The sequence below is a fragment of the Streptomyces sp. NPDC031340 genome (genome assembly GCF_055569945.1).
In genome coordinates, this window is the sequence record NZ_JBVIIE010000019.1 from 20,277 (window position 1) to 44,595 (window position 24,319).

General features: G+C 73.9%; 19 protein-coding genes. 10 read left to right on the top strand and 9 right to left on the bottom strand.

All coding sequences use genetic code 11. The annotated features are described in order from the left end of the window. Positions 1–38 precede the first annotated feature (38 nt). A complete protein-coding gene (locus tag ACZ5GT_RS16925) occupies positions 39–389 on the top strand; it encodes a DoxX family protein (RefSeq protein ID WP_469023283.1) in 351 nt (116 codons plus the stop codon). Here the strand turns inward: ACZ5GT_RS16925 and ACZ5GT_RS16930 are convergent. Both ACZ5GT_RS16930 and ACZ5GT_RS16935 read right to left on the bottom strand, forming a co-directional pair. Further along, positions 359–1,864, bottom strand: a complete 1,506-nt coding sequence (locus ACZ5GT_RS16930) for a methyltransferase domain-containing protein (protein ID WP_469023290.1) — start codon at positions 1,862–1,864, stop codon at positions 359–361. The two genes, ACZ5GT_RS16925 and ACZ5GT_RS16930, sit on opposite strands and share 31 nt — an antisense overlap. A 58-nt stretch (positions 1,865–1,922) precedes the next feature. Continuing rightward, positions 1,923–3,926 (bottom strand): ATP-binding cassette domain-containing protein, encoded by a 2,004-nt coding sequence (locus ACZ5GT_RS16935; protein WP_469023293.1) that lies wholly within the window; start codon positions 3,924–3,926, stop codon positions 1,923–1,925. Positions 3,927–4,420: 494 nt separating this feature from the next. Here ACZ5GT_RS16935 and ACZ5GT_RS16940 point away from each other — a divergent pair, with 494 nt between their 5' ends. Beyond that, positions 4,421–5,335 carry a HipA family kinase gene (locus tag ACZ5GT_RS16940; RefSeq protein ID WP_469023297.1) on the top strand — a complete coding sequence of 305 codons (915 nt, stop codon included), beginning with the start codon at positions 4,421–4,423 and terminating at the stop codon, positions 5,333–5,335. A gap of 44 nt (positions 5,336–5,379) precedes the next feature. Here ACZ5GT_RS16940 and aceB read toward each other — a convergent pair whose 3' ends face one another. After that, entirely contained in the window at positions 5,380–7,005 is a 1,626-nt protein-coding gene (gene aceB, locus ACZ5GT_RS16945; protein ID WP_469023302.1) for a malate synthase A, read from the bottom strand. Positions 7,006–7,103: 98 nt separating this feature from the next. Continuing rightward, entirely contained in the window at positions 7,104–7,739 is a 636-nt protein-coding gene (locus tag ACZ5GT_RS16950) for a nucleotidyltransferase family protein (RefSeq protein ID WP_469023309.1), read from the bottom strand. Positions 7,740–7,970: 231 nt separating this feature from the next. On the opposite strand from ACZ5GT_RS16950, the gene ACZ5GT_RS16955 reads away from it, so the two are divergent. Continuing rightward, positions 7,971–8,285 carry a DUF5955 family protein gene (locus ACZ5GT_RS16955; RefSeq protein WP_469023312.1) on the top strand — a complete coding sequence of 105 codons (315 nt, stop codon included), beginning with the start codon at positions 7,971–7,973 and terminating at the stop codon, positions 8,283–8,285. Positions 8,286–8,321: 36 nt separating this feature from the next. On the opposite strand, the gene ACZ5GT_RS16960 is transcribed toward ACZ5GT_RS16955, so the two are convergent. Continuing rightward, positions 8,322–9,125, bottom strand: coding sequence for an IclR family transcriptional regulator (locus ACZ5GT_RS16960; protein ID WP_469023319.1), 804 nt, complete (start codon positions 9,123–9,125; stop codon positions 8,322–8,324). A 207-nt stretch (positions 9,126–9,332) separates the two neighbouring features. Between ACZ5GT_RS16960 and allB the strand changes: the two genes are divergently transcribed. After that, positions 9,333–10,685, top strand: a complete 1,353-nt coding sequence (allB, locus tag ACZ5GT_RS16965) for an allantoinase AllB (RefSeq protein ID WP_469023324.1) — start codon at positions 9,333–9,335, stop codon at positions 10,683–10,685. A 97-nt stretch (positions 10,686–10,782) separates the two neighbouring features. Further along, positions 10,783–11,898, top strand: coding sequence for an allantoicase (gene alc, locus ACZ5GT_RS16970; RefSeq protein WP_469023331.1), 1,116 nt, complete (start codon positions 10,783–10,785; stop codon positions 11,896–11,898). Positions 11,899–12,521: 623 nt separating this feature from the next. On the opposite strand, the gene ACZ5GT_RS16975 is transcribed toward alc, so the two are convergent. The 3 genes from ACZ5GT_RS16975 to ACZ5GT_RS16985 form a co-directional block, all read right to left on the bottom strand. Next, entirely contained in the window at positions 12,522–13,316 is a 795-nt protein-coding gene (locus ACZ5GT_RS16975; protein WP_469023338.1) for an SDR family NAD(P)-dependent oxidoreductase, read from the bottom strand. Between the two features lie 215 nt (positions 13,317–13,531). Next, on the bottom strand, positions 13,532–13,927 hold the full coding sequence (locus ACZ5GT_RS16980; protein ID WP_469023342.1) for a guanyl-specific ribonuclease: 396 nt from the start codon (positions 13,925–13,927) through the stop codon (positions 13,532–13,534). Between the two features lie 85 nt (positions 13,928–14,012). After that, the gene (locus ACZ5GT_RS16985) at positions 14,013–15,035 is read right to left on the bottom strand and encodes a Gfo/Idh/MocA family protein (protein WP_469023346.1); all 1,023 of its coding nucleotides are present in this window, start codon (positions 15,033–15,035) and stop codon (positions 14,013–14,015) included. A gap of 131 nt (positions 15,036–15,166) precedes the next feature. On the opposite strand from ACZ5GT_RS16985, the gene ACZ5GT_RS16990 reads away from it, so the two are divergent. From ACZ5GT_RS16990 to ACZ5GT_RS17010, 5 genes are all read left to right on the top strand, one after another. After that, positions 15,167–15,904, top strand: a complete 738-nt coding sequence (locus ACZ5GT_RS16990; RefSeq protein WP_469023738.1) for a GntR family transcriptional regulator — start codon at positions 15,167–15,169, stop codon at positions 15,902–15,904. Between the two features lie 105 nt (positions 15,905–16,009). Next, entirely contained in the window at positions 16,010–17,152 is a 1,143-nt protein-coding gene (locus ACZ5GT_RS16995; RefSeq protein ID WP_360742930.1) for an ROK family glucokinase, read from the top strand. Continuing rightward, positions 17,149–17,730, top strand: coding sequence for a sugar kinase (locus tag ACZ5GT_RS17000; protein WP_469023350.1), 582 nt, complete (start codon positions 17,149–17,151; stop codon positions 17,728–17,730). The genes ACZ5GT_RS16995 and ACZ5GT_RS17000 overlap by 4 nt, the downstream gene beginning before the upstream one ends. A gap of 90 nt (positions 17,731–17,820) precedes the next feature. After that, positions 17,821–20,646, top strand: a complete 2,826-nt coding sequence (locus tag ACZ5GT_RS17005; protein WP_469023358.1) for a DEAD/DEAH box helicase — start codon at positions 17,821–17,823, stop codon at positions 20,644–20,646. Then, positions 20,643–22,952, top strand: coding sequence for an SWIM zinc finger family protein (locus ACZ5GT_RS17010; protein WP_469023365.1), 2,310 nt, complete (start codon positions 20,643–20,645; stop codon positions 22,950–22,952). The genes ACZ5GT_RS17005 and ACZ5GT_RS17010 overlap by 4 nt, the downstream gene beginning before the upstream one ends. Before the next feature lie 326 nt (positions 22,953–23,278). Here ACZ5GT_RS17010 and ACZ5GT_RS17015 read toward each other — a convergent pair whose 3' ends face one another. Continuing rightward, positions 23,279–24,202 (bottom strand): SDR family NAD(P)-dependent oxidoreductase, encoded by a 924-nt coding sequence (locus ACZ5GT_RS17015; RefSeq protein ID WP_469023371.1) that lies wholly within the window; start codon positions 24,200–24,202, stop codon positions 23,279–23,281. Between the last annotated feature and the right edge of the window lie 117 nt (positions 24,203–24,319).

The following is a 24,319-nucleotide window of genomic DNA, read 5'->3' on the forward strand; positions in this document are numbered from 1 at the left end:
CCACCGAACGAACACCCCCCCCGCACCAGAGGAAACCCATGTCCCTGACCGTCGCCCTGGCCTGCCTGGTCGCCCTGACCTACGTCGGCTTCGGGGTGCCCAAGATCCTCGCCCTGCCCCCGATGCGGCGGTTGGCCGCTCACGCGGGCTTCTCCGTCCCGGCCTACCGGGTCATCGGGGTCCTCGAGGTGGCGGGGGCCGCCGGAGTCGCCGCCGGCCCGGCCGTACCGCCACTGGGCACCCTGGCCGGTGCGGGGTTGCTGCTGCTCATGGCCGGCGCCATGCTCACACACGCGCGCCGCGGAGACGGCCCGCGCGCCCTCGCCCCCGCGCTGTTCTGCGCCCTGCTCGTCACCGGCTACCTCACGTCCCTGTGGGTGATGAGGTAGGCGGGGCCTTCGCCGAGGCGGGCGCGTTCGACGGCGTCGAGGCGGGAGAAGGCGCGGGGCGCCATCAACTGCCGCCAACCCTCCAGATCGTGCACGGCCCACATGTCGTGCTCCGCGGGGTCGAGGCGAATCCGGCGGAGCCGGTCGTCGGTGAGGCGCCCTCCGTCGAAGACGAGGCCGACCTTGCCGAGCGGTAGCCGGGGCCCGGCGTGCAGGAAGTGCGTCAGCAGCAACCTCGCTTCGCCGAGGCCGATTTCGAGGCCGGTCTCCTCGACGGCTTCGCGACGGGCGGTCTGCAGCGGGTCCTCCCCCTGGGCGTCGAGATCGCCGCCCGGGAACTGCCAGAGCCGGGAGCCGTAGACCGAGCGCAGCTGTACCGGCCGGTCGTGCGCGTCGCGTACGTACAGGCAGCCGTACACCGTGTGGTGGGGCACGGTCCGCGCGTACTGCGACGGCGTCATCGGCATGGCGCGGCCCGGGCGCGCGGGACGGTGGTCGAACTCGAAGGCCAGCGGGCCGAGCGCTTCCCGGCTCGGCGGGTAGATCCCGCGAAGCGCGACGAGCAGTTCCTCGCGCCCGGCGTCAGGATCGACGCGCGACGGGTCCTCCGCGTCGAGCAGTTCTCCGAACGACGCGTACCGGGTCACCCGTTTCACGACGATGTCGAGTTCCCGGCCGCTGTCGCGGTCGTGGAAGACGATGGTGTCCCCGACCCCGACGGCCGCCTTGGCCGGGGTGGCGACTCGTACCTCGACCGTCTTGCGGCCCGACTCCACCTGGTCGTAGTACCGCCGCTGCAGGTGGAAGCGATGTTCCCGCGGGGACGCGGTCACGGTGGCATCGAGGCTCCGGGGGTCGGACGGCGCTGCCGGCGTCACAGCGCCGGGTGAAGTGTCCTGCGGTGGGCGCTGGCTCTGGTACGGGCCGCGCAGAACCAGGAAGGCCAGCCCTTCGGAGTCGTGGCGCTCGGCGCTGTGCCAGCGGCTTCGCAGCGCTGTGAGTTCGTCCTCGTCGAGTGCGATCCCGCGCCGCTCGGCGGGCGTGTCGGCCGCGAGCGGTGTGATGACCACGAGGGCTCCGCCGCGGCGCAGACGCCGGCCGAGCGCGTGCAGGGTGTGATCGCGGGAGTTGAGGAACGCGGCCACGAACCGCAGGGTGATCAGGTCGTACCCGTCGGCGTGCAGAGGCTCCCAGGTGTCGCCTTCGATGTCGAGGCGGAGCCATCGTGCGGCCTCGCCGTGTCGGGTTCGGGCTTCGGCGAGCGCGGTCTCGGACCAGTCGAGGGCGTCCACGGCGTAGCCGAGGTCGTGCAGGTGGGCCGCGAGCTCACCGACCCCGCATCCGACGTCGAGGGCCCTGCCCGCGTCCGGTGCCGGCACATGGGTGGCCAGCAGTGTGCGCTCACTGTCGCCGAGCCCGCGATAGCGGCGGCCGTCGGCGTATCCGCGGTCCCATTGTTCCTGCGAGGTGAACATGTGTCGGAGTGTGTCCTTTCCGGGGGCGGCGGATTCGAGGAAGACGGCATGGCCGGGGTCATGCGGGATCCGTGACGGAGGGCGCGGTGCGAGGTGCGGTGGGTTTGGGGATGGCGGCGTCGGGGGCGTACTGGGCCGCCTGTGCGGCGAACATGGCGGCGTAGCGGCCCCGGGCGGTCATGAGTTCGTCGTGGGTGCCGTGTTCGGCGAGGCGCCCGTGGTCGAGGACGTAGATGCGGTCGGCGTGCCGGACGCCGGACATGCGGTGGGTGACCAGGACGACGGCCCGGTTCGGGGCGGCGAGGCGGCGGATGCGGTCGAAGGCTTCGATCTCGGCTTCGGGGTCGAGGGCGGAGGTGGGTTCGTCGACGATGAGGACGCTGTCCGCCCGCGATGTCGAGCTGCGCCAGTGGGTGCGGGCGAGCCCCACCTTCTGCCATTCCCCGCCGGAGAGCTCGACGGCGCCGCGGAACACGCGGGCCAGCAGGCTCCGCAGGCCCTCGGGGAGTCTGGCGATGACCGGCCCGGCTCCGGCGTAGTCCACCGAGGGCTGCAGGTCCTGCGGTGTGGCCGCGTGGTCGGGGCGGCCGAGCCGGATGTTCATGGCCGCGGTCACGGGCCAGCGCTGGAAATCCTGCGTCAGCAGGGAGACGCGTTCGAAGACCTGGGCCCGGTCGAGGTCGCTGATGTCCGTCCGGCCCCAGCGTAATGCGCCGTCCTGGGGCAGCAGCAGGCCGGACAGGATCTTCATCAGCGTGCTCTTGCCGGAGCCGTTCTCACCCACCACGGCGGTGACCGAGCCCATCGGCAGGGTGAGGGACACCTGGTCCAGGGCGTTCGTGTCCCGGTCGGGGTAGCGGTAGGTGACGCCGTCGAGGACGATCTCCTCGATCCGCTCGGGGACCGGATCGCCCCCCTCGGGGATGGTGCGCCGCGCCGCCTGGACCAGGAACCGGCCGTGGTCGCGGACGTAGAGGGATTCCTCGTGCAACTGGTTGATGTTCATCACCAGCGCGCCCAGGCTCGCCGACCCGGTCCGCACCGCGATCACGGCGGTGCCGGCGATGGCGAGGCTCATGTGCCCGGCCGTGATCAGCCAGAACATCGCCCCGTACGTCGCCGCCATGGCCAGGCCGGACAGCGCGGAGGCGACCCATTCGGTCAGGGCCTTGCTGGAGGCGAGGCGTTCCTGCTCGGCCTCCGCGCTCTCCGCCATGCGCCGGTAGCGGCTGAGGAGGAAGGCGCCGACGCCGTGGAGGCGGACCTCCTGGGCCGCGCTGCGCTCGGTCAGCAGGTTGCCGATGAGCCGGCCGGCCCGCACATGCTCGATCCAGCTCATCACCGACACGTACCGCTCCTGAGCCACCCGCATGGCGCCCCAGCCGCGCGGGGCGGCGATGAGGATCAGCATGGGCAGCAGGAGCGGGTGGAGAACGGCGAGCACGCCGGCGGTGGTGATCAGGGAGATGAGGCCGTTCAGCGCGGCGACGCAGGCACCGATCATGCGGCGGGCGGACGCCGGACCGTACTGGGCGACGTCGACGAGCCGCCGGAAGTCGGGGTCGTCGATGGCTTCCAGCTCGACGCTCGTCGCGGCGGCCAGGTACTGGGTGGTGGCGATCCGCTCGACCTTCGGCTCCAGGCGCCCCGCGCGAGAGGTCGACCACGCGGAGAGGGCGGAGTTGACCACCCCGGTGGCGGCGGCGGCCAGCAGGCCGGGCAGCAGGGCGTGCAGCCGCTGGGCGGCGTCGCCGCTCCCGGCGAGCAGGGCATGCATGACGGCGTTGACGGCGAGCAGCCCGACGGCCGCTGCGATGCCCTGGCCGATCTCGCTGACCGCCACGGCGAGCAGGGCGCGCCGGTCGGCGCTCCACGCCAGGCGCATGGTGGCGCCGACGAGGGACGGCATGGAGCGAAGAGCGGACATCATCGTCAGGTCCAGGCCCGCGTGCTCGTGGTGCGACCAGCCCATGTCGTAGCGCAACGGTCCGCCGAACAGCTCCTGTTCGGCGTCGGAGACCCGGGGCTCGGCCATCTTCACCGGACCGAAGAACCTCTTCACCGGGCGCCTCCAGAGGTGGGCCAGTTCAGGGCCCGGTGTGCCGGGCCGGGGGTGAGCGTGCGCGGGACGGCGGCGGTGCGGGGGTGGCAGTCCCACGGGCGTTGTTTCCCCGTCGGCACCCGGAACAGCCCTTCGTGCTCGCCTGGTTGGGGGTTGCGCGGTTCGCCGGTCCAGTAGTGAGCCACGGACATGAGTCTGTTGCAGACCGCTGCCCGGCAGGATCCGTTCGCGGAAGTGTCACGCTTCCGGGGCGGGTTTCGCCCATGCCCGACCGGGCGTTCGAATACGCTTTCCGAGCCGGCCGGCCGGGTGCTGAGCGCGGTCGGTCCGCACCGCTCGCCGGTGGACCTGCGTCGTAGGCCCGGCCCGCTCGCCGGGTGGAGCTGTGTCGTAGGCCCGATGGTTCGGGCATTCCGTCGCGGCTGTCACGCTCGGTTACGCTGTTCCCTCAGGGAACGCAAGCCGAGTGAGTCGAGTGATCTGGGGCCTGGGAGATGCTGAGAGAGGTCACCGCGACCCGTTACGTCGCGCCCCTGCACTCCGGCGGCTCCGTCCCCGCGATCGTCGAGGCCGACGACCTGGGCACCTACGTCGTGAAGTTCACCGGCTCCGCGCAGGGCCACAAGGCGCTGGTCGCCGAGGTGATCGTGGGGGAGCTGGCCCGCGCCCTGGGACTGCGCTTCCCCGAACTCGTGCTGGTCCACTTCGACCCGGCGATCTCCGGGCAGGAGCCGCACCAGGAGGTGCGCGACCTGCACGCCGCCAGCCACGGGCTCAACCTCGGCATGGACTTCCTGCCGGGCGCGCGGGACTTCACGCCCGAGGTCGCCGAGGTGTTCCCGGTCGATCCGCTGGAGGCGGGCAGGATCGTCTGGCTCGACGCGCTGACCACCAACGTGGACCGCACGGTGCACAGCTCCAACCTGATGCTGTGGCCCACGTTCGGCATCGCACCTCCGCGCCTGTGGCTGATCGACCACGGCGCGGCCCTGGTCTTCCACCACCGCTGGGACATCTCCGCCCCGGAGAAGGCGTACGACTTCCGGCACCACGCCCTCGGCCACTACGGCCCCGACACCCGGGCGGCCGACGCCGAACTGGCGCCGAAGGTGACGCCGGAGCTGCTGCGCGAGGTCACCGCCTGCGTGCCGGACGCCTGGCTGGCCCAGGAGGCGGGGTTCGCCGGGCCGGACCAGGTGCGCGAGGCGTACGCGGGCTACCTGCACGCGCGCGTGAGGGCCTCGGCGGCCTGGCTGCCCACCGACTTCCCCGGCCGGGAGGAGCTCGCCGCCGAAGAGGCCCGGCGCGCGGCACGTACCCAGCAGGGCCGCCCGGACTGGCTCAAGCGGGTCCCCGACCTGCACGGGAAACCGGCGGCGGAACAGGACTGGTCGGTCCACCTGGGGTGATGTCTGTCTGAAGGTCCGGCCGCCCGGGCCGGTGAGGCGGGGCGTCAGCCCGTGAGCTGTTCGTACGCCGGCAGGGTCAGGAACTCGGCGTAGTCCTCGTCCAGGGCGACCCGGAGCAGCAGGTCGTGGGCCTGCTGCCAGTGGCCGGCCGCGAAGGCCTCCGCGCCGGTCTCCCGGCGGACGGCGTCGAGTTCACCGGCGGCGATCTCGCGGACCAGTTCCGGCGTCGCCCTGGCGCCGTTCTCGAACTCGACGCCCGCGTTGATCCACTGCCAGATCTGGGAGCGGGAGATCTCCGCGGTGGCCGCGTCCTCCATGAGGTCGAAGATGGCGACCGCGCCGAACCCGCGCAGCCATGCCTCGATGTAACGGATGCCGACCTGGACGGCGTTGACCAGACCGGCGTACGTCGGCCGGGCGTCCAGGGAGTCGACGGCGATCAGGTCGGCCGCCTCGACGTGGACGTCCTCGCGCAGCCGGTCCTTCTGGTTCGGCCGGTCGCCGAGCACCTTGTCGAATGACTCCATGGCGATCGGCACCAGGTCGGGGTGGGCGACCCAGGAGCCGTCGAAGCCGTCGCCCGCCTCGCGGTCCTTGTCGGCCCGGACCTTCTCGAAGGCGACCCTGTTGACCTCGGGGTTCCTGCGGGAGGGGATGAAGGCCGCCATGCCGCCGATCGCGTGCGCGCCGCGCTTGTGGCAGGTGCGCACCAGGAGTTCGGTGTACGCCCGCATGAACGGGGCCGTCATCGTGACCGCGCTCCGGTCCGGCAGCACGAACCGGGGCCCGCAGTCCCGGAAGTTCTTGATCACGGAGAACAGGTAGTCCCAGCGGCCGGCGTTCAACCCGGAGGCGTGGTCGCGGAGTTCGTAGAGGATCTCCTCCATCTCGTACGCGGCCGTGATCGTCTCGATCAGGACGGTGGCCCGGACGGTGCCCTGCGGGACGCCGACGTAGTCCTGCGCGAAGACGAACACGTCGTTCCAGAGGCGGGCCTCCAGGTGCGACTCCGTCTTCGGGAGGTAGAAGTACGGGCCCTTGCCGAGGTCGAGCAGGCGCCGGGCGTTGTGGAAGAAGTAGAGGCCGAAGTCGACGAAGGCGCCGGGGACCTGGGCGCCGTCGGCGTCGACGAGGTGACGCTCGTCCAGGTGCCAGCCGCGCGGGCGCACGACCACGGTCGCCAGTTCCTCGTCCGGGCGCAGGGCGTACGACTTGCCGCTCGCCGGGTCGGTGAAGTCGATGCTGCGCGTGTACGCGTCGATCAGGTTGACCTGGCCCAGGACGACGTTCCCCCAGGTCGGGGCGGAGGCGTCCTCGAAGTCCGCGAGCCACACCTTCGCGCCGGAGTTGAGGGCGTTGACCGTCATCTTGCGGTCGGTGGGGCCGGTGATCTCGACCCGGCGGTCGTCGAGGGCGGGGGGCGCGGGGACCACCCGCCAGGAGTCGTCCGCGCGGATGTGGGCCGTCTCGGGGAGGAAGCCGAGGGTGGCGGTGCGGGCGATCTCGGCGCGGCGCTCGGCACGGCGGGCGAGGAGTTCGTCGCGCCGGGGCGTGAACCGGCGGTGCAGCTCGGCCACGAAGGCGAGCGCCGCGTCGGTGAGGACCTCCTCCTGCCGCGGCAGGGGCTCGGCGTCGACGACGGCCAGCGGGGACGGCGCTGCTGCGGGCATGAGCTGTCACTCCTCGATTCGGCGCTTCTGCTGAACGGATACTAATTTCCTCATCGTGGAACCTCAATGACGCGCTGCCCGCGCCGGGAGGCGCGTACCTACTCCAGGTGGGCCAGATCCTTCTGCGTGTCGATGTCGTACGGCCGCGCCACGTCCGCGCACTCGACGAGGGTGAGCGCCGCCTCGTGCGCCCGGAGGTAGGCGCGCGCCCCCCGGTCCCCGCTCGCGGCCGCCGCGACGCCCGCCCAGTGGGCGGCGCCGAGCAGGACCGGGTGGCCGCGTACGCCGTCGTAGGCGGCCGACGCCAGCGAGGTCTCGTCCCGATAGGCCGCCAGCACGCGGCCCGCCGCCTCGGCCCCGATGCCGGGCTGGTCGACGAGCGAGACGAGGGCCGCCCGGGCGCCCGTGCCGGCCAGCGAGCCGAGCCCGGCCCGCAGCGAACTGCCCATCCCCTCCTCCCAGCCGGGGTTGTCGACGAGCACGCAGCCGGCCAGCCGCGCCCGTGCCCGCACGTCGGCGGCCCGCGCCCCGAGCACCACGTGGACGCGGGAGCAGCCGGCCGCGCGCAGCACACCGGCCGCGTGCTCCACCAGCGGTCGCCCGCGGTGTTCGAGCAGCGCCTTCGGCCGCCCGCCGAGCCGGCGCCCGCCTCCCGCGGCGAGCAGCAGTCCGGCGACCTGGTCGTGGCCGTCGGTGGTGTCGGGGTTGTTGAAGGGGGCGGTGTGGTCGGTCATGTGTCCTGCATACCTGACGTCCCGGCGACCGCCCGGTCTCCTAGGGCTGAATTTCGGCCCGCGCGGTGGCGCCCGGGGTCCCGGGTGGCGTTTACTGGCCCGCATCCCCGGCGCCCGACCAGCGCACGGGGGCGCGGATCAAGCGGATCACGACAGAACGGCGCACGGCGGCGCGCGAGGGCGCGTGAACCGGCGTGTAAGGGCGCGCGAGTACGTGCGAGGGGGAGAACTGTGTTGCGGAGCTTGGGGCAGAAGTCGGTGACCGGCAGCGGCGAGGATCCGAGGGTGACGGGACTGCGGGCCGCGGTGTCCCGGCTGCGTCGTGAACTCGCCGCGCACCCGGCCGAGGTCCCCGACCGGTGCATCGCCGACCAGGAACTGGCGGCGCTGGCCGCGATGATCCTCGACGGCGCGCCCGAGACCCCGCGGCTGCGCCGCTCGCTGCTCGTGATCGCCGGCGCGATCGGCTCCGTGAGCGCGCTCTCCGGCGCGATGTCGCAGGTGCGCGACGCGGTGGACGGGTTCGGGGAGCCGACGCGCGGCTGAGCTCCCGTTCGCGGCGGCCGGGCGGACCGACCGGGTTCAGGCCGGCGTGCCGCCCGTGCTCGCCAGGGACTCCGACAGTTCCCGGGCCACCTGCTGCAGCACCGGCACGATCCGCTCCGTCGCCGTCTCCGTGACCCGGCCCGCCGGGCCGGAGATCGAGATGGCGGCGGCGGTGGGGGAGTCGGGGACCGGGACGGCCAGGCAGCGGACGCCGATCTCCTGCTCGTTGTCGTCCATGGCGTAGCCGAGGCGCCGTACCTCCCGCAGGGCGGTGAGGAAACCGTCCGGCGTGGTGATCGTCCGGTCGGTCAGGGCCGGCATCCCGGTGCGGGCGAGCAGGGCGCGCACCTCGTCGTCCGGGACGGCGGCCAGCAGCGCCTTGCCGACGCCCGTGGAGTGCGGCAGGACGCGCCGGCCGACCTCGGTGAACATGCGCATCGAGTGCTTGGAGGGCGCCTGGGCGACGTACACGACCTCGTCGCCGTCCAGCAGCGCCATGTTCGCCGTCTCGCCGGTCTCCTCGACCAGGCGGGCCAGGTGCGGCCGGGCCCAGGCGCCGAGCAGGCGGGAGGCGGACTCGCCCAGGCGGATCAGCCGGGGGCCGAGCGCGTACCGGCGGTTGGTCTGCTGGCGGACGTACCCGCAGGCCACGAGCGTGCGCATCAGGCGGTGGATGGTGGGCAGCGGCAGCCCGCTGCTCGCGGACAGTTCGCTCAGGCCGACCTCGCCGCCCGCGTCCGCCATCCGTTCGAGCAGGTCGAAGGCGCGCTCCAGGGACTGGACGCCGCCACCGGCCGGGGGCCTGGCGGAGCCGGTGGCGCTGGCGCTGGACGTCGGCACGGCGCGTTCCTTTCGCGACTGGCGGCAAGGGCAGAAGCCTACCCGCAGGCCCCCCGGCCAACGTGCGGAGCCCGCGGGCGAGGGCGCCCTTGACGACGCGGGGGCGGGGAGTGAAGACTCCTTCAACAGAACGTTGAATTCCGTTACGTGGAAGTAAACCCCGTTCCGCGGAAGCAACGCGTCAGACGGCGGCGGAGAGGGGTCCGGGTGTCCGACACAGAGCCCGACACGGGGCTGGTGCTGCGCTCGACGCGCGTGGTCACCCCGGAGGGGACCCGCGCCGCCTCGGTCGCGGTGGCGGCCGGCCGGATCACCGCCGTCCTGCCGTACGACGCGCCCGTCCCGGCCGGCGGCCGGCTCGAGGACCTCGGGGACGACGCCCTGCTGCCCGGCCTGGTCGACACCCACGTGCACGTCAACGAGCCCGGCCGCACCGAGTGGGAGGGCTTCTGGTCCGCCACCCGCGCGGCGGCGGCCGGCGGCATCACCACCCTCGTCGACATGCCCCTCAACTCCCTCCCGCCGACCACCACGGTCGATCACCTCCGCACCAAGCGGGCCGTCGCGGCCGGTCAGGCCCACGTCGACGTCGGCTTCTGGGGCGGCGCCCTGCCGGACAACCTCAAGGACCTGCGCCCGCTGCACGAGGCCGGCGTCTTCGGCTTCAAGGCCTTCCTGTCGCCGTCCGGCGTCGAGGAGTTCCCGCCCCTCGACCAGGAGCAGCTCGCGCGGGCCCTGGCCGAGATCGCCTCCTTCGACGGACTGCTCGTCGTGCACGCCGAGGACCCGCACCACCTCGACGCGGCCCCGCACCACGGCGGCCCGCGGTACGCCGATTTCCTCGCCGGCCGCCCGCGCGACGCCGAGGACAGCGCTGTCGCCCATCTGATCGAGCAGGCCGAACGCCTCCACGCGCGCGTGCACGTCCTGCACCTGTCGTCCTCCGGCGCGCTGCCGCTGATCTCCGCGGCCAGGGCGAGGGGCGTCCGCGTCACCGTCGAGACCTGCCCCCACTACCTCACCCTGACCGCCGAGGAGGTCCCCGACGGCGCAAGCGAGTTCAAGTGCTGCCCGCCCATCCGGGAGGCGGCCAACCAGGACCTGCTGTGGCAGGCGCTCGCCGACGGGACCGTCGACTGCGTGGTCACCGACCACTCCCCGTCCACGGCCGACCTGAAGACCGGCGACTTCGCCACCGCCTGGGGCGGCATCTCCGGCCTCCAGCTGAGCCTGCCGGCGGTGTGGACCGAGGCACGCGTGCGCGGGCACGGCCTCGAGGACGTGGTGCGCTGGATGTCGGCGCGGACGGCGCGCCTGGCCGGCCTGGAGGCCCGCAAGGGCGCCATCGCACCCGGCCGCGACGCCGACTTCGCGGTGCTCGCGCCCGAGGAGACGTTCACCGTGGACCCGGCGGCCCTGCACCACCGCAACCGCGTGACGGCGTACGCGGGCAGGACCCTGTACGGCGTGGTGAGGTCCACCTGGCTGCGCGGCGAGCGCATCGTGGCCGACGGGGAGTTCACCGTCCCGAGGGGCCGGCTGCTCACCCGCCCCCGCTGACCGGGGCACCCCCGACCGGTGCATCCCCCGACCGGCGCACCCCCGACGGCGTATGCCCGACCGCAGCGGCCGACTCCGAAAGGAACCCCTGATCGACGTGACGGCGATTCCGAGCTTCACCGGCGACGCGCGCCCCTACGCCGGCGGTGACCCCTACGCGGACTACCGCACCGCCGACTTCCCCTTCACCCACCACGCCGACCTCGCCGACCGGCGGCTCGGCGCGGGCGTCGTCGCCGCGAACGACGAGTTCTTCGCCGAGCGGGAGAACCTGCTGCTGCCGGGGCGCGCCGAGTTCGACCCGGAGCGCTTCGGGCACAAGGGCAAGATCATGGACGGCTGGGAGACGCGGCGGCGGCGCGGCTCGTCGGCGGGCCGTCCGTGGCCGGCGGCGGACGACCACGACTGGGCACTGGTGCGCCTCGGCGCGCCCGGCGTCGTGCGGGGCATCGTCGTCGACACCGCGCACTTCCGCGGCAACCATCCGCAGGCGGTGTCGGTCGAGGGCACGTCGGTGCCGGGCCACCCGTCCCCGGAGGACCTCCTCGCCGACGACGTGAAGTGGACGACGCTGGTGCCGCGCACACCGGTCGGCGGCCACGCGGCGAACGGTTTCGCCGTCCACGTCGAACAGCGCGTCACCCACCTGCGCCTCAACCAGCACCCCGACGGCGGCATCGCGCGCCTGCGCGTGTACGGCGAGGTCGTGCCCGACCCGGCGTGGCTGGCGGCGCTCGGCACCTTCGACGTGGTCGCGCTGGTCAACGGCGGCCGGGTCGAGGACGCCTCCGACCTCTTCTACTCACCCGCCGCCAACACCGTCCTGCCCGGCCGCTCCCGCAGGATGGACGACGGCTGGGAGACCCGCCGGCGCCGCGACCGGGGCCACGACTGGATCCGCTACCGGCTGGCCGCCCGGTCCGCCGTCCGCGCGGTCGAGATCGACACGGCGTACCTGAAGGGCAACAGCGCCGGCTGGGCGTCGGTCTCCGTCAAGGACGGCGAGGACGGCGACTGGCGCGAGATCCTCCCGCGCACCCGCCTCCAGCCCGACACCGACCACCGCTTCGCCCTGCCGGAGCCCGCGGTCGGCACCCACGCGCGCGTGGACATATACCCCGACGGCGGCATCTCCCGCCTGCGCCTGTTCGGCTCCCTGACACAGGACGGGGCGACGGAACTGGCGACACGCCACCGGGCGTCTGCCGGTTGACGGGGCGGGCCCGGCCCCGCGTACCGCCGACCGGCGCGACGCCACCACACGGCGCACGGCGCGCCGACGTCCCCCGGGCCGTCATGACCGCGTCCCGTGCCCGGCCGATGCGGGCCGTGATGGCCGCGCGCCCGCTTCCGCCCTGGGCCGTGATGGCCGCGTGTGCCCGGTTCCGTCCCGGGCCGTGATGGCCGCGTGCCGCGCCGGCTCCCGTGCCGGGCTGTCACGGTCGTGCGCCGCGCCCGCTTCTGTCCCGGGGCGTGATGGCCGCGTGCCGCGCCTGCTCCCACGCCGGGCCGTCGCGGCCGTGTGCCGCGCGCGGTTTCGATGCGGGCCGTGATGGCCGCGTGCCGCGTCCGCTCCCGCGCCGGGCTGTCAGGCCCGGGTCCCGCGCCCGCTTCCGACGCGGGCCGTCACGGCCGGGTCCGTCCCGCGCGGGGCAGGCGGCGGCGCGCTCCGTTCAGGGTGCGACGACGCCCAGCAGCGCCCGACCGGCGTCGACTACAACGGTCCCCGGAACGGCGACAAGCCCGCTCCCGCGCCATGGCGCGCGTCGCCCCGGCCGTCACTGCAGCGCGCCGTGGCGCGCCCGGTCAACGCCGCGGGTGCCGTGGCGCGTCCGGTCACGCCGCGTGTCCTCCGTCCACGGACAGTTCGGTGCCGGTGATGTAGGCCGCGTCCGGGCCGGCGAGGTACGCCACCGCCGCCGCGATCTCGTCGGGGTCGCCGAAGCGGCCGAGCGCGGTCAGTTCCTTCTGGGCAGCGGCGTACGGTCCGTCGGCGGGGTTCATGTCGGTGTCCGTGGGGCCCGGGTGCACGATGTTCGCGGTGATCCCGCGCGGGCCCAGCTCCCGCGCCAACGCTTTCGTCAGGCCCGTCAGGGCCGACTTGCTCATCGTGTACAGCGTCGCGCCGGGCCCCGCCACGCGCTGGCTCAGGCAGGTGCCGACGGTGATGATGCGGCCGCCCGTCGCAAGGTGCGCGGCCGCCGCCCGGCAGGCCAGGAAGACCCCGCGCACGTTCACGGCGAGCACTCGGTCGACGTCCGCCGGGGTGAGCGTGCCGAGGGGGCCGAGGACTCCGATGCCGGCGTTGTTCACCAGCACGTCGAGCCCGCCCAGTTCCCTCGCCGCGCGCGCCACCGCCTCCGCCGCCTCCCGCGCGTCCGCGGCGTCCGCCCGCAGGGCCACCGCCCGCCGCCCGAGGCCCTCGACGCGCCGGACGACGTCCTCGGCCGCCTCCTTGCCGTCGACGTAGGTGACGGCCACGTCCGCCCCCTCCCGGGCCAGCCGTACCGCGGTCGCCGCGCCGATGCCGCGGCTGCCGCCGGTCACCAGGGCCGCTTTGCCGGCCAGGGGAGCCGAGGAGGCCGTCGCGGGGTCGGGGGACGTGGTCAGGGAGTGCTGAGAAGTAGTCATGGGCCCATCCCAGCGGCCGCCGCACCGCGGCGCTGGCGGCCGGCGGACACCGACCTCGGCTCGCATGCCGACCGGGGCGACGAGTTGCGAGGGCCGGCACGGTACGGCGCGTACGAACTCCCGGAGCCGGAGGCGGAGGCGTAGCGGCGACACCGTGTCCGGGCAGGGGCCCGGACACGGTGTCCGGCATGGTCTCCGGCATCGGCCGGCCGGCCTCAGCAGCCGAAGTCGACGAGGTCGAACGTGGCGTAGTGGTCGGCGGTGTAGTAGTCCTCCTGGTACTCCTCGCCGGTGACGATGCGGCGCGCGCCGCGTGTGGAGGAGCCCGGGGTGATCACGGTGTACTCGTGGTAGTAGCCGGACGGCTGGCTGGGCAGGACGCCTTCACGGTTCTGGAAGACGGTGCCGTCCTGCGAGTACGGGAACGGGCCGTCCGACGCGATCAGGTCGAGCGTGTCGTGGGCCTGGGACGGCAGGTCGCTGTAACAGATGCTCCCGACGGAGGTGGCGGCGGCGTCCGCGGTGCCGGCGGAGACGGCGCCGCCCACGAGGAGGGCGGACAGGAGGGTGGCTGCTGCGCCGATCCGGGTGGCGCGTGGGGGGAATCTCATGGCCCTATGATGACGCGCGTAGAAGGTGGCATGTCAATGACAACTTCGGGCGATTTCCCGGCCCGGGCCGTACGTCGCCCGCCGTTCATCCGAACGCCGACCGGACTCCGCCGGGGATCTCCGCCAGCGCCACCGGTCTGCGCTCCCGCCGGGACACCTCGCAGGCCTCGGCCACGCGCAGCGCCTGCAGCGCCTCCCGGCCGTCGCACGGGTTCGCCCGCTGGCCGAGCACCACGTCGACGAACGCGGCCAGCTCCGCCTCGTAGGCGGGTCCGAAACGCTCCAGGAACCCGGGCCACGGCTTGTCCGCGGCCGGCGGCCCGGTCGGCTCGGTGGAGGCGATGGGCGTGCGGTCGTCCAGGCCGACGACGATCTGGTCGAGCTCCCCGGCCAGTTCCATGCGTACGTCGTACCCGGCGCCGTTCAGCCGGGTCGCGGTGGCCGTGGCGAGCGTGCCGTCGTCGAGGGTGAGCAGGGCGGCGCCGGTGTCGACGTCGCCCGCCGCGCGGAACATCGCGGGTCCGGCGTCCGACCCGGCCGCGTACACGTCGACGATCTCGCGCCCCGTCACCCAGCGCAGGACGTCGAAGTCGTGGATGAGCGTGTCGCGGAACAGTCCGCCGGACAGCGGCAGCCACTCCGGGGGCGGAGGCCCTTGGTCGGAGGTGAGCGCCCGCACGGTGTGCAGCCGTCCCAGCCGGCCGGAACCGACCGCCTCGCGCGCGCCCAGGTAACCGGCGTCGAAACGGCGCTGGAAACCCATCTGCAGAATCGTCCCCGCGGCCTCCACCTCGGCGATCGCGTTCAGGGTGCCGGGCAGGTCGAGGGCGATGGGCTTCTCGCAGAACACCGGCAGTCCCGAGCGTGCCGCCCGGCCGATCAGTTCGGCGTGGGCCGACGTGGCCGTCGTGATCACCACCGCGTCCACGCCCCAGGTGAAGATCTCGTCCACTCCCGGAGCCGCCGTCTCGCCGAGCCGGTGCGCGAGCTCCTGGGCCCGTGCCGGATCCGTGTCCGTGAGGATCAGGGAGCCGACCTCACGGTGACGGCTGAGCGTGTTCGCATGAATGGTGCCGATGCGGCCCGTACCGATGACCCCGATGCGCATGGAAACAAAAGTGCGACGTGAACACGGAAACTGTCAATGCGTATGTCCGGACAATCGAACTACACAACTTCCCGTCAACAGCGCACGGAGTTACGCTCGGCCCCGTGCCGAAACCACAAGTGGACCCGACCGTGTCGCTCGACCTGCGGGTGGACCGCAGCTCTCCGGTGCCGCTGTACTTCCAGCTCTCCCAGCAGCTGGAGGCGGCGATCGAGCACGGAGAGCTCACCCCGGGCAGCCTGCTGGGCAACGAGATCGAGCTGGCCGCGCGCCTGGGCCTGTCCCGGCCCACCGTCCGCCAGGCCATCCAGTCCCTGGTCGACAAGGGCCTTCTGGTGCGCCGCCGCGGCGTCGGCACCCAGGTGGTGCACAGCCAGGTCAAGCGCCCGCTGGAACTCAGCAGCCTCTACGACGACCTGGAGACGGCCGGCCAGCGCCCCGCCACGAAAGTACTGGTCAACACCATGGAACCGGCTACGGCGGAGATCGCGGCCGCGCTCGGCGTGGCGGAGGGCAGCGACGTGCACCGGGTGGAGCGGCTGCGGCTCGCGCACGGGGAGCCGATGGCGTGCCTGTGCAACCACATCCCGCCCGGCCTGCTGGACCTGGACACCGGGCAGCTGGAGACGACCGGCCTGTACCGCATGATGCGCGCGGCCGGCATCACGCTGCACAGCGCCCGACAGTCCATCGGCGCCCGCGCCGCCACCGCCGAGGAGGCCGGGCGGCTCGGCGAGACCGAGGGCGCCCCGCTGCTCACCATGCAGCGCGTCACCTTCGACGACACCGGCCGCCCGGTGGAGTTCGGCAGCCACACCTACCGGCCCTCGCGCTACTCCTTCGAGTTCCAGCTGCTCGTACGGCCGTGACCCCCGCGCTGGTCGCATTGTCAGGACAAAGGCGCGGGTGACTCGTCCTCGCCTTTTCTCCCCTGCACGGCACCCACAGTCACGGTGAGGCAGAATCGGGCCTTGATGAGCACCTACCGCGACTTCACCGCCCCCATAGGCTCCCGCCGCGCCCCGGTCCTGAGAACCGTGGGCACCCGGGAGCGCCGCTCGCACCTCACGGCGCCCCGCGTCCCGACGGTGGGCATCGACATCGGCGGCACGAAGGTCATGGCGGGCGTCGTCGACGCGGACGGCAACATCCTGGAAAAGGTCCGCACGGAGACGCCGGACAAGTCCAAGAGCCCCAAGGTCGTCGAGGACACCATCGTCGAACTGGTCCTCGACCTGTCCGACCGGCACGACGTGCACGCCGTCGGCATCGGCGCGGCCGGCTGGGTCGACGCCGACCGCAACCGCGTCCTGTTCGCGCCCCACCTGTCCTGGCGCAACGAGCCACTGCGCGACCGCATCGCCGGCCGCCTCGCGGTCCCCGTCCTGGTCGACAACGACGCCAACACCGCCGCCTGGGCCGAGTGGCGCTTCGGCGCCGGCCGCGGCGAGGACCACCTCGTCATGATCACGCTCGGCACCGGCATAGGCGGCGCGATCCTGGAGGACGGCCAGGTCAAGCGCGGCAAATACGGCGTCGCCGGCGAGTTCGGCCACATGCAGGTCGTGCCCGGCGGCCACCGCTGCCCGTGCGGCAACCGCGGCTGCTGGGAGCAGTACAGCTCCGGCAACGCGCTGGTGCGCGAGGCGCGCGAGCTGGCCGCCGCCGACTCCCCGGTGGCCTACGGGATCATCGAGCACGTCAAGGGCAACATCTCCGACATCACCGGCCCGATGATCACCGAGCTGGCCCGCGAGGGCGACGCCATGTGCATCGAGCTGCTGCAGGACATCGGCCAGTGGCTCGGGGTCGGCATCGCCAACCTCGCCGCCGCCCTCGACCCCTCCTGCTTCGTCATCGGCGGCGGCGTGTCGGCCGCGGACGACCTGCTGATCGGCCCCGCACGCGACGCCTTCAAGCGCCATCTCACCGGCCGCGGCTACCGCCCCGAGGCCCGCATCACCCGCGCCCAGCTGGGCCCCGAGGCCGGCATGGTGGGCGCCGCCGACCTGGCCCGCCTGGTCGCCCGCCGCTTCCGCCGCGCCAAGCGTCGCCGGGTCGAGCGGTACGAGCGCTACGAGCGGTACACGTCCTCCCGCCGCGAGGACACCGCATGACGGCCTCGCTGCCGCGCCAGGCGGAGCCCACCGACGAGCGGCCCGGCCACGCCGAGGACCGCCGCCACATGATCCGCCGCAGGGCGCTCACCCTCCTGATCATCGTGCTGCTCATCGGCGTACCGGCCGGCTACCTGGTGATCTCGGCCAACCAGAGCCGCAACGCCGGCAAGGACAAGGAGGCGAAGTACTCCGCCACCGGCCTGACCAAGGGCTGGCCGTCCAAGGTGCAGCGCCGCCTCTACCAGGTCCCGATGCCGCACCCCTCCGGCAAGGTCGCGTACTACGAGACGAACAACTGGAAGACCAGCCGCCTCTACGTCCAGTTCCAGACGCCGAACGCCAACCTCGACGTCTTCCTGCACGACATGGGCGTCAAGCGGTCGGACCTCAAGCGGGGCGACATCACCATCGGCGCCCGCGACCAGAGGATCACCGGCTGGCGGTTCACCGGCCACGGCCCCTGGTACGGCCTGGTCCACAAGCAGCAGGACCCCAAGCCGACCCAGGACGTCGTGGTCAGCCTCGCCGACCCGAAGAACCCGTTCATCTACGTCGTCTCCCGCACCGTGCCCTGACGAGGGCGGCCGCCGGAGCCGATTGTCAGACCCCGCCCGTAGAGTCGAAGACGTCTGATCCGACACGACGGGGCGGGAGGTGACAGTCGTATGAGCGACACGGCCACGGTGGCCGGGCGTGAGGGGGAGCGGGTGCCGCTCCGGCTGGCGGCCGTCTACCTCCCCGCGCCGCTGCCCCGCGACGGGCGGATCGCCTTCTGGGACCCGCGGGGCGCGCCGCTGCCCGACGCGGGAGACACCGAGCTCACCGTCGTACGACAGCACGGCGCGGGCGTACGGCGCCGCACCACGCCCGCCCTCGCGCTCCCCGTCGGCGAGGCGCTTCCCCTGCTCGTGCGCGCCCGCCGCGACCCGGCCGCCCACCCTGCCACCGCCGCCTGGGGCGCGGCCGCGCTGCACGCCCTGCGGCTCGTCGCCCGGGGCCGCCTGCTGCCCGGCCTGACGCCCGGCGGCCACGACGCCTGGCGGGCCGGCCCCCTCGACCCCGACGACATCGCGCACCTCAGGGCGATCGCCGCGGCCCTGCCGTACGAGGGACACGCCGTCCCGCTGCCCGGATCCGGCCCGCTGCGGCTGCCCGAGCCGGAGGCGCTGATGCGCTCCTTCCTGGACGCGGTCGCCGACACGCTGCCCCGTACCCCCGCCGCACCGCACGCCGCCGGCCGGCCCTTCGCCGACCGCCGCCCCCAGCGCCTGCCCGACGCCCACGACTGGGCCGCCGAGGTCGCCGCCGGCATGGACGCGGGCGTACGCCTCTCGCTCCGCCTGGACCTGTCGGCGTACGCGCTGTTCGACGGCGGCGAGGGAGTGCGCACCGCGGGCGCGGCGATCGTCCAGGTGCACAGCCTGGCCGACCCCACCCTCGTCGTCGACGCGGCGGCGCTGTGGGCGGGCGAGGCGGACGCGGCGTTCGGCCCACGCGCACGCGTGGACGCGGCACTCGCCGTGCGCCGGGCGGCCCGTGTCTGGGCCCCGCTCGACCGGCTCTGCGAGCAGGACGTGCCCGACGTCCTCGCCCTGTCCGACGAGGAACTGGGCGACCTGCTCGGCGTGGCGGGCGTACGGCTCGCGGCCGCCGGGGTCGCCGTGCACTGGCCCCGGGACCTGGCCCGGGACCTCACCGCCGCCGCGGTGGTCCGCCCCGCGCCCGGCTCGGCCACCGACGGCACCGGCTTCTTCGAGAGCGAGGAACTGCTTCAGTTCCGCTGGCAGTTGGCGCTCGGCGGCGATCCGCTGAGCGAGTCCGAGATGGACGCGCTCGCCGAGGCCCACCGCCCGGTCGTCCGGCTGCGCGACCGCTGGGTGCTCGTCGACCCGGCACTGGTCCGCAAGGCCCGCAAACGCGAACTGGGCCTGCTGGACCCGGTCGACGCGCTGTCCGCCGCCCTCACCGGCAGCGCCGAGGTCGACGGCGAGACGGTTCAGGCCGTGCCGGTCGGCGCCCTGGCCGCCCTGCGCGACCGCCTGACGGCCGGGCTGCGCCCCGCCGAACCGCCGCCGGGCCTGCACGCCACCCTGCGCGACTACCAGCTCAGGGGCCTGGCCTGGCTGGACCTCATGACCTCCCTCGGCCTCGGCGGCTGCCTCGCCGACGACATGGGCCTCGGGAAGACGATCACCGTCATCGCCCTGCACCTCGCACGCGCCCGCACCGAACCGACCCTGGTGGTCTGCCCGGCCTCCCTGCTCGGCAACTGGCAGCGCGAGATCACCCGGTTCGCGCCCGGCGTCCCGGTCCGCCGCTTCCACGGCCCCGACCGCACCCTGGAGGACCTGTCCGGCGGCTTCGTCCTCACGACGTACGGCACGATGCGCACCACGGCGCCGCTGCTGGCCGGGCAGCGCTGGGGCATGGTCGTCGCGGACGAGGCGCAGCACGTCAAGAACCCCTACTCGGCCACCGCGAAGGCGCTGCGCCTGATCCCGTCCACGGCACGCGTCGCCCTCACCGGCACGCCGGTCGAGAACAACCTCTCCGAGCTGTGGGCGCTGCTCGACTGGACGACGCCGGGACTCCTCGGCCCCCTGAAGTCCTTCCGCGCCCGGCACGCGCGCGCGGTGGAGAACGGCGAGGACGAGGAGGCGGTGGCCCGCCTCTCCCGCCTGGTGCGCCCCTTCCTGCTGCGCCGCAAGAAGTCCGACCCCGGCATCGTCCCCGAACTGCCGCCCAAGACGGAGACGGACCATCCGGTGCCGCTCACCCGCGAACAGGCGGCCCTGTACGAGGCGGTGGTGCGGGAGTCGCTGCTGGCCATCGAGACCGCCGAGGGCATCGCGCGCCGGGGCCTGGTGCTGAAGCTGCTGGGGGCGCTGAAGCAGATCTGCGACCATCCCGCGCTGTACCTGAAGGAGACCGCGGCGCAGACGCACGGCGAACGCCTGGTCGCCCGCTCCGGGAAGCTGGCCCTCCTCGACGAACTGCTGGACACGCTGCTGGCCGAGGACGGCTCCGCGCTCGTCTTCACCCAGTACGTCGGCATGGCCCGCCTGATCATGTCCCACCTCGCCTCCCGCGCGGTCCCCGCCGAATTCCTGCACGGCGGCACGCCGGTCGTGGAGCGCGAGCGCATGGTGGACCGCTTCCAGAGCGGGGCGACACCCGTCCTGGTGCTGTCGCTGAAGGCCGCGGGCACCGGCCTCAACCTCACCCGCGCCGGTCATGTCATCCACTTCGACCGCTGGTGGAACCCGGCCGTCGAGGAACAGGCCACCGACCGCGCCTACCGCATCGGCCAGACCCAGCCGGTCCAGGTCCACCGCCTGATCACCGAGGGCACGGTCGAGGACCGCATCGCCGAGATGCTCCAGGCCAAGCGCGCCCTGGCCGACGCGATCCTCGGCTCCGGCGAGTCGGCGCTCACCGAACTGACGGACCGTGAGCTGTCCGACCTGGTGTCCCTGCGGAGGCCGTCATGACCCCCGGCCCGGCCGACGAGGCCCGCCGCGCCCTACGACAGGCCCGGGAACGCCGGGCGGGCGACCCCGACGCGGGGTCCGACGCGGGGGAGGACCCGCCGGTGGACGCAGCCGAGGGGACTGCGGGCCGAGCTGCGGACCGGGCTTCGGTGGCTGAGGAGAGCGCGGGGCGGACGCCGGTGGCGGAGGACGCAGGCGGCCGGTCGCCGGGGCCCGGGACGGCCGGCCCCGGCCCCCGCGAGTCGCGGCGACCGGCCGACGCCGCCCGCGCCGCGCTGCGGCAGGCGGTCTCCGCCCGGCGCAGCCTGGGAAGCGCATCCGCCGGAGGGTTCCCGGAGGAGCCGGAGGCCGACCCGGCGCCGGGCGACGCGGCTGGGGGGAAACCGGCGGGGGAGACCCCGGCGGGCGGTCACTCCGTCAACTCGCCCGGAATCCAAGGGGCTTCGCCTGTCGGCAGGGGAGCGGGCCGGTCCGCCGACGGGGAGACAGACCCGGTGGGTGTCGGGAGAGCGGGCCGGAGCGTCCGGGAGGCCGAGTCCGCTTCCGGCGTCAGCCCGAGCCCGCCCGGCGAAGCCGGGACGCGCGGACCGCGCCCCGCCGACGTCGCGCGCGAGGCGCTGCGAGCGGCGTTGCGGCAGAGGCAAGCGCAGGCGGGCGCCGAACACGCGGACCCCGAACGCACGGACCCCGAACGCACGGACACCGGCCGCCGGAACGACGACCGTACGGACGCGGAGACCGAGCGGCGGCAGGCCGCCCGCGTGGATACCGGCCGCCGGAACTCGGAGCATCGTGGCCCGGAGCACCTGAACGCCGTGCCCACGCGCGACCCCCGTCGCGCCGGTGGGCCGCACGCCCGTAGCGTGGGGGAGTTGCTCGCCGGGGCCTTCAGCGTGCCTCGCGAGGAAGTAACGACCCGGCCGAAGGCGGCTCCCGCCGACAGGGATCACGGCGCCGACAGTCACGGTGACGACGCTCACGACGACGGCGTGGGCGGAGCCACCCCGGCGTCCCAGGCGGCCCCCACCGTGCCCCGTTCCATGGCCGCCCCGTCCCGCGACGGCGACCTTCGCCGTACCTTCGCCGCCTTTCCGCCCCGCTCGTCGGGCGAGGACGCGCGCTTCGCCGAGACCTGGTGGGGCAACGCGTGGGTGACGGCGCTGGAGGAGGGCGCGCTGGACGCCAAGCGGCTGGCCCGGGGCCGGGGTTACGCCCAGCAGGGCCATGTGGACGCCATCACGGTGACCCCCGGCCTGGTGCTCGCCTACGTGCAGGGCAGCCGCCCGCGCCCCTACCGTGTACAGGTGCGGCTGCGCACGCTGGACGACGCGGACTGGGACCGGTTCCTGGACGCCGCCGTCGAGCGGCCCGGGCACATCGCCGCGCTGCTGGACAAGGAGTTGCCGCACTCCCTCGCCGACTGCGGGGTGCCGCTGCTGCCGGGCCCGGGCGACCTGGAGCCGCACTGCAGCTGCCCCGACCGGGGGCACCCGTGCAAGCACGCCGCGGCCCTGTGCTACCAGACGGCCCGTCTGCTCGACGCCGACCCCTTCGTGCTGCTCCTGCTGCGCGGCCGCGGCGAACGCGAACTGCTCGACGCCCTCTCCCGCCTCAGCGCCGCGCGTGCGGCCCGCGCCGCCCGGGAGCGGGAACCGGCGCCGCTGCCCGGCATACGCGCCACCGACGAGGTCGCCCGACAGCAACTCCCGTCGCTGCCAACGCCGTTGCCCGTGCCGCCACACCCCGGACAGCCGCCGGTCTATCCGGCGGCGCCGGGCGGCCCGGACCCCTTCGCGCTGGACCAGCTGGCGACGGACGCCGCCGCCCGCGCGCACGCCCTGCTCGTCACCGGCCACGACCCGGTGGCCGAGCTGACGCTCTGGCAGGACGCGGTCCGGCTCGCCGCCGCCCGCCCCGGCTCGGGCCTCACCGTGGCAACCCGCGCGCTGTACTCCTCGCTCGCCACGGCCGCCGGACGCACCCCGGCGGAGCTGGCGCGCGCCGTGGCGGCCTGGCGGCAGGGCGGCCAGGAGGGGCTGGCCGTCCTGGAGGAACCCTGGGATCCGCCGGCCGGGCGCTTCGACCGCGCCCGCCCCCTGCTCCTCGCCGCCGACCTGCCGGCGTTCCGGCCCTGGCACAACCGACTCACGCACCCACGCGGCCACGTCCAGCTCCGCCTCGGCCGCGACGGGCTGTGGTACGCGTACGAGTCGGAGCCCGGCCACGACGACTGGTGGCCCCGCGGCACCCCCGACCCGGACCCGGTGGGCGCGCTGACAGGCCTAGGCGCGTCGAGCGGCGCGTGAGGCGTCAGGCCCCTCCGGTTCGCGGACCGGCGGCCCTTCGCCCCCAAGACACGCCCCACAGCCGAACCCCGGCCTGGCGGCCTGGGTGCAGACCTTCTCAGGGTGCCTCGGCGGGGTGATTCGCAGAGGTTCGGGGTGTGGCCGGTTGTGCCGACTCTTACCGTCGCTGGGGTCGAGCCCGCCGTGAGGCGTGCGGGTGCTGAGCGAGGACGGGTGTGGTGTGCCGTCGTTGATGGAGGCGTCGGAGGCCAGGCGGGCTGAGGCGCTGGGCCAGGCCGAGCGTCGGTTTCGACGGCCCTGCCGGTCAAGCGGCAGGAACCCGTCCGTCAGCGGACGATCGCGCTCGCCAGCTCCCACAGGCGCTCGGCGTTGCCCGGGTCGAGGGCGTACCCCGCGACTCCTGGGACCCCCAGCCGACTGGGCCTGCTCTGCACTACCGGCGCCTCGTTGACGTCCTCGAAGTAGCGGCCGCCGATGCCCGCCACGAGCGGAGAGCCCGCGAGGAAGACGGTGGTGGCGGCGCCCTGCTCGATCGACTTGCGGTAGGGCTCGGGCGTCCTCAGACCGCCGGTGTGCCGCTGCAGGTTCGTGGCGATGGCACCCGGGTGCAGGGCGTTGGCCGTGATGCCGTCGTCGGCCCAGCGGCGGTCGGCCTCGACGGCCAAGAGCACTTCGGCGGTCTTGGACTGGCCGTAGGCGGTCAGCGCGTCGTACGGGCGGAAGCGGAAGTCGAGATCGTCGAAGACGACCGGGGAGAACAGGTGTCCGCTGGAGGAGACCGACACCAGCCGGGCACCGTCGGCGGCGGCGAGCGCGCGGTGCAGTCCCAGAGCCAGCGCGAAGTGCCCCAGATAGTTCGTGGAGAATTGCAGTTCGTGACCGCCGATGCCGCGCTTGAGCTCCGGCGGCATCATGATGCCGGCGTTGTTGACCAGCACGTGCAGGGGACCCTGCCAGGCGGAGCTGAACGCGCGCACCGACTCAAGGTCGGAGACGTCCAGGACGGCGACATGGATCGCGTCGTTGCCGGTGGCCTTGCGCAGCTGCGTGGCGACCTGCTCGCCCGCGTCGGGCCGCCGTACGGCGAGCGTGACCTCGGCACCCTGGGCGGCCAGGGCCCGGGCCGTCTCCACTCCGATACCCGACGTGGCGCCCGTGACGATCACCCGCCTGCCCGAGAGGTCGGCGCCCGCGATCACCTCCGACGCTGTGCTGTTGCGGTCGAACGGGATGGTGAACAGTGGGGACATGGGGTGTTCTCCTTCGGTTGAGCGCGCTGCGTCGCCATCGTTCGCCGCACCGGGCGCGGCGGCCAGGCTCCGCTGAGACTGGGACTGACAGAGCCACCCACCTGCGGCGCAGCGGAC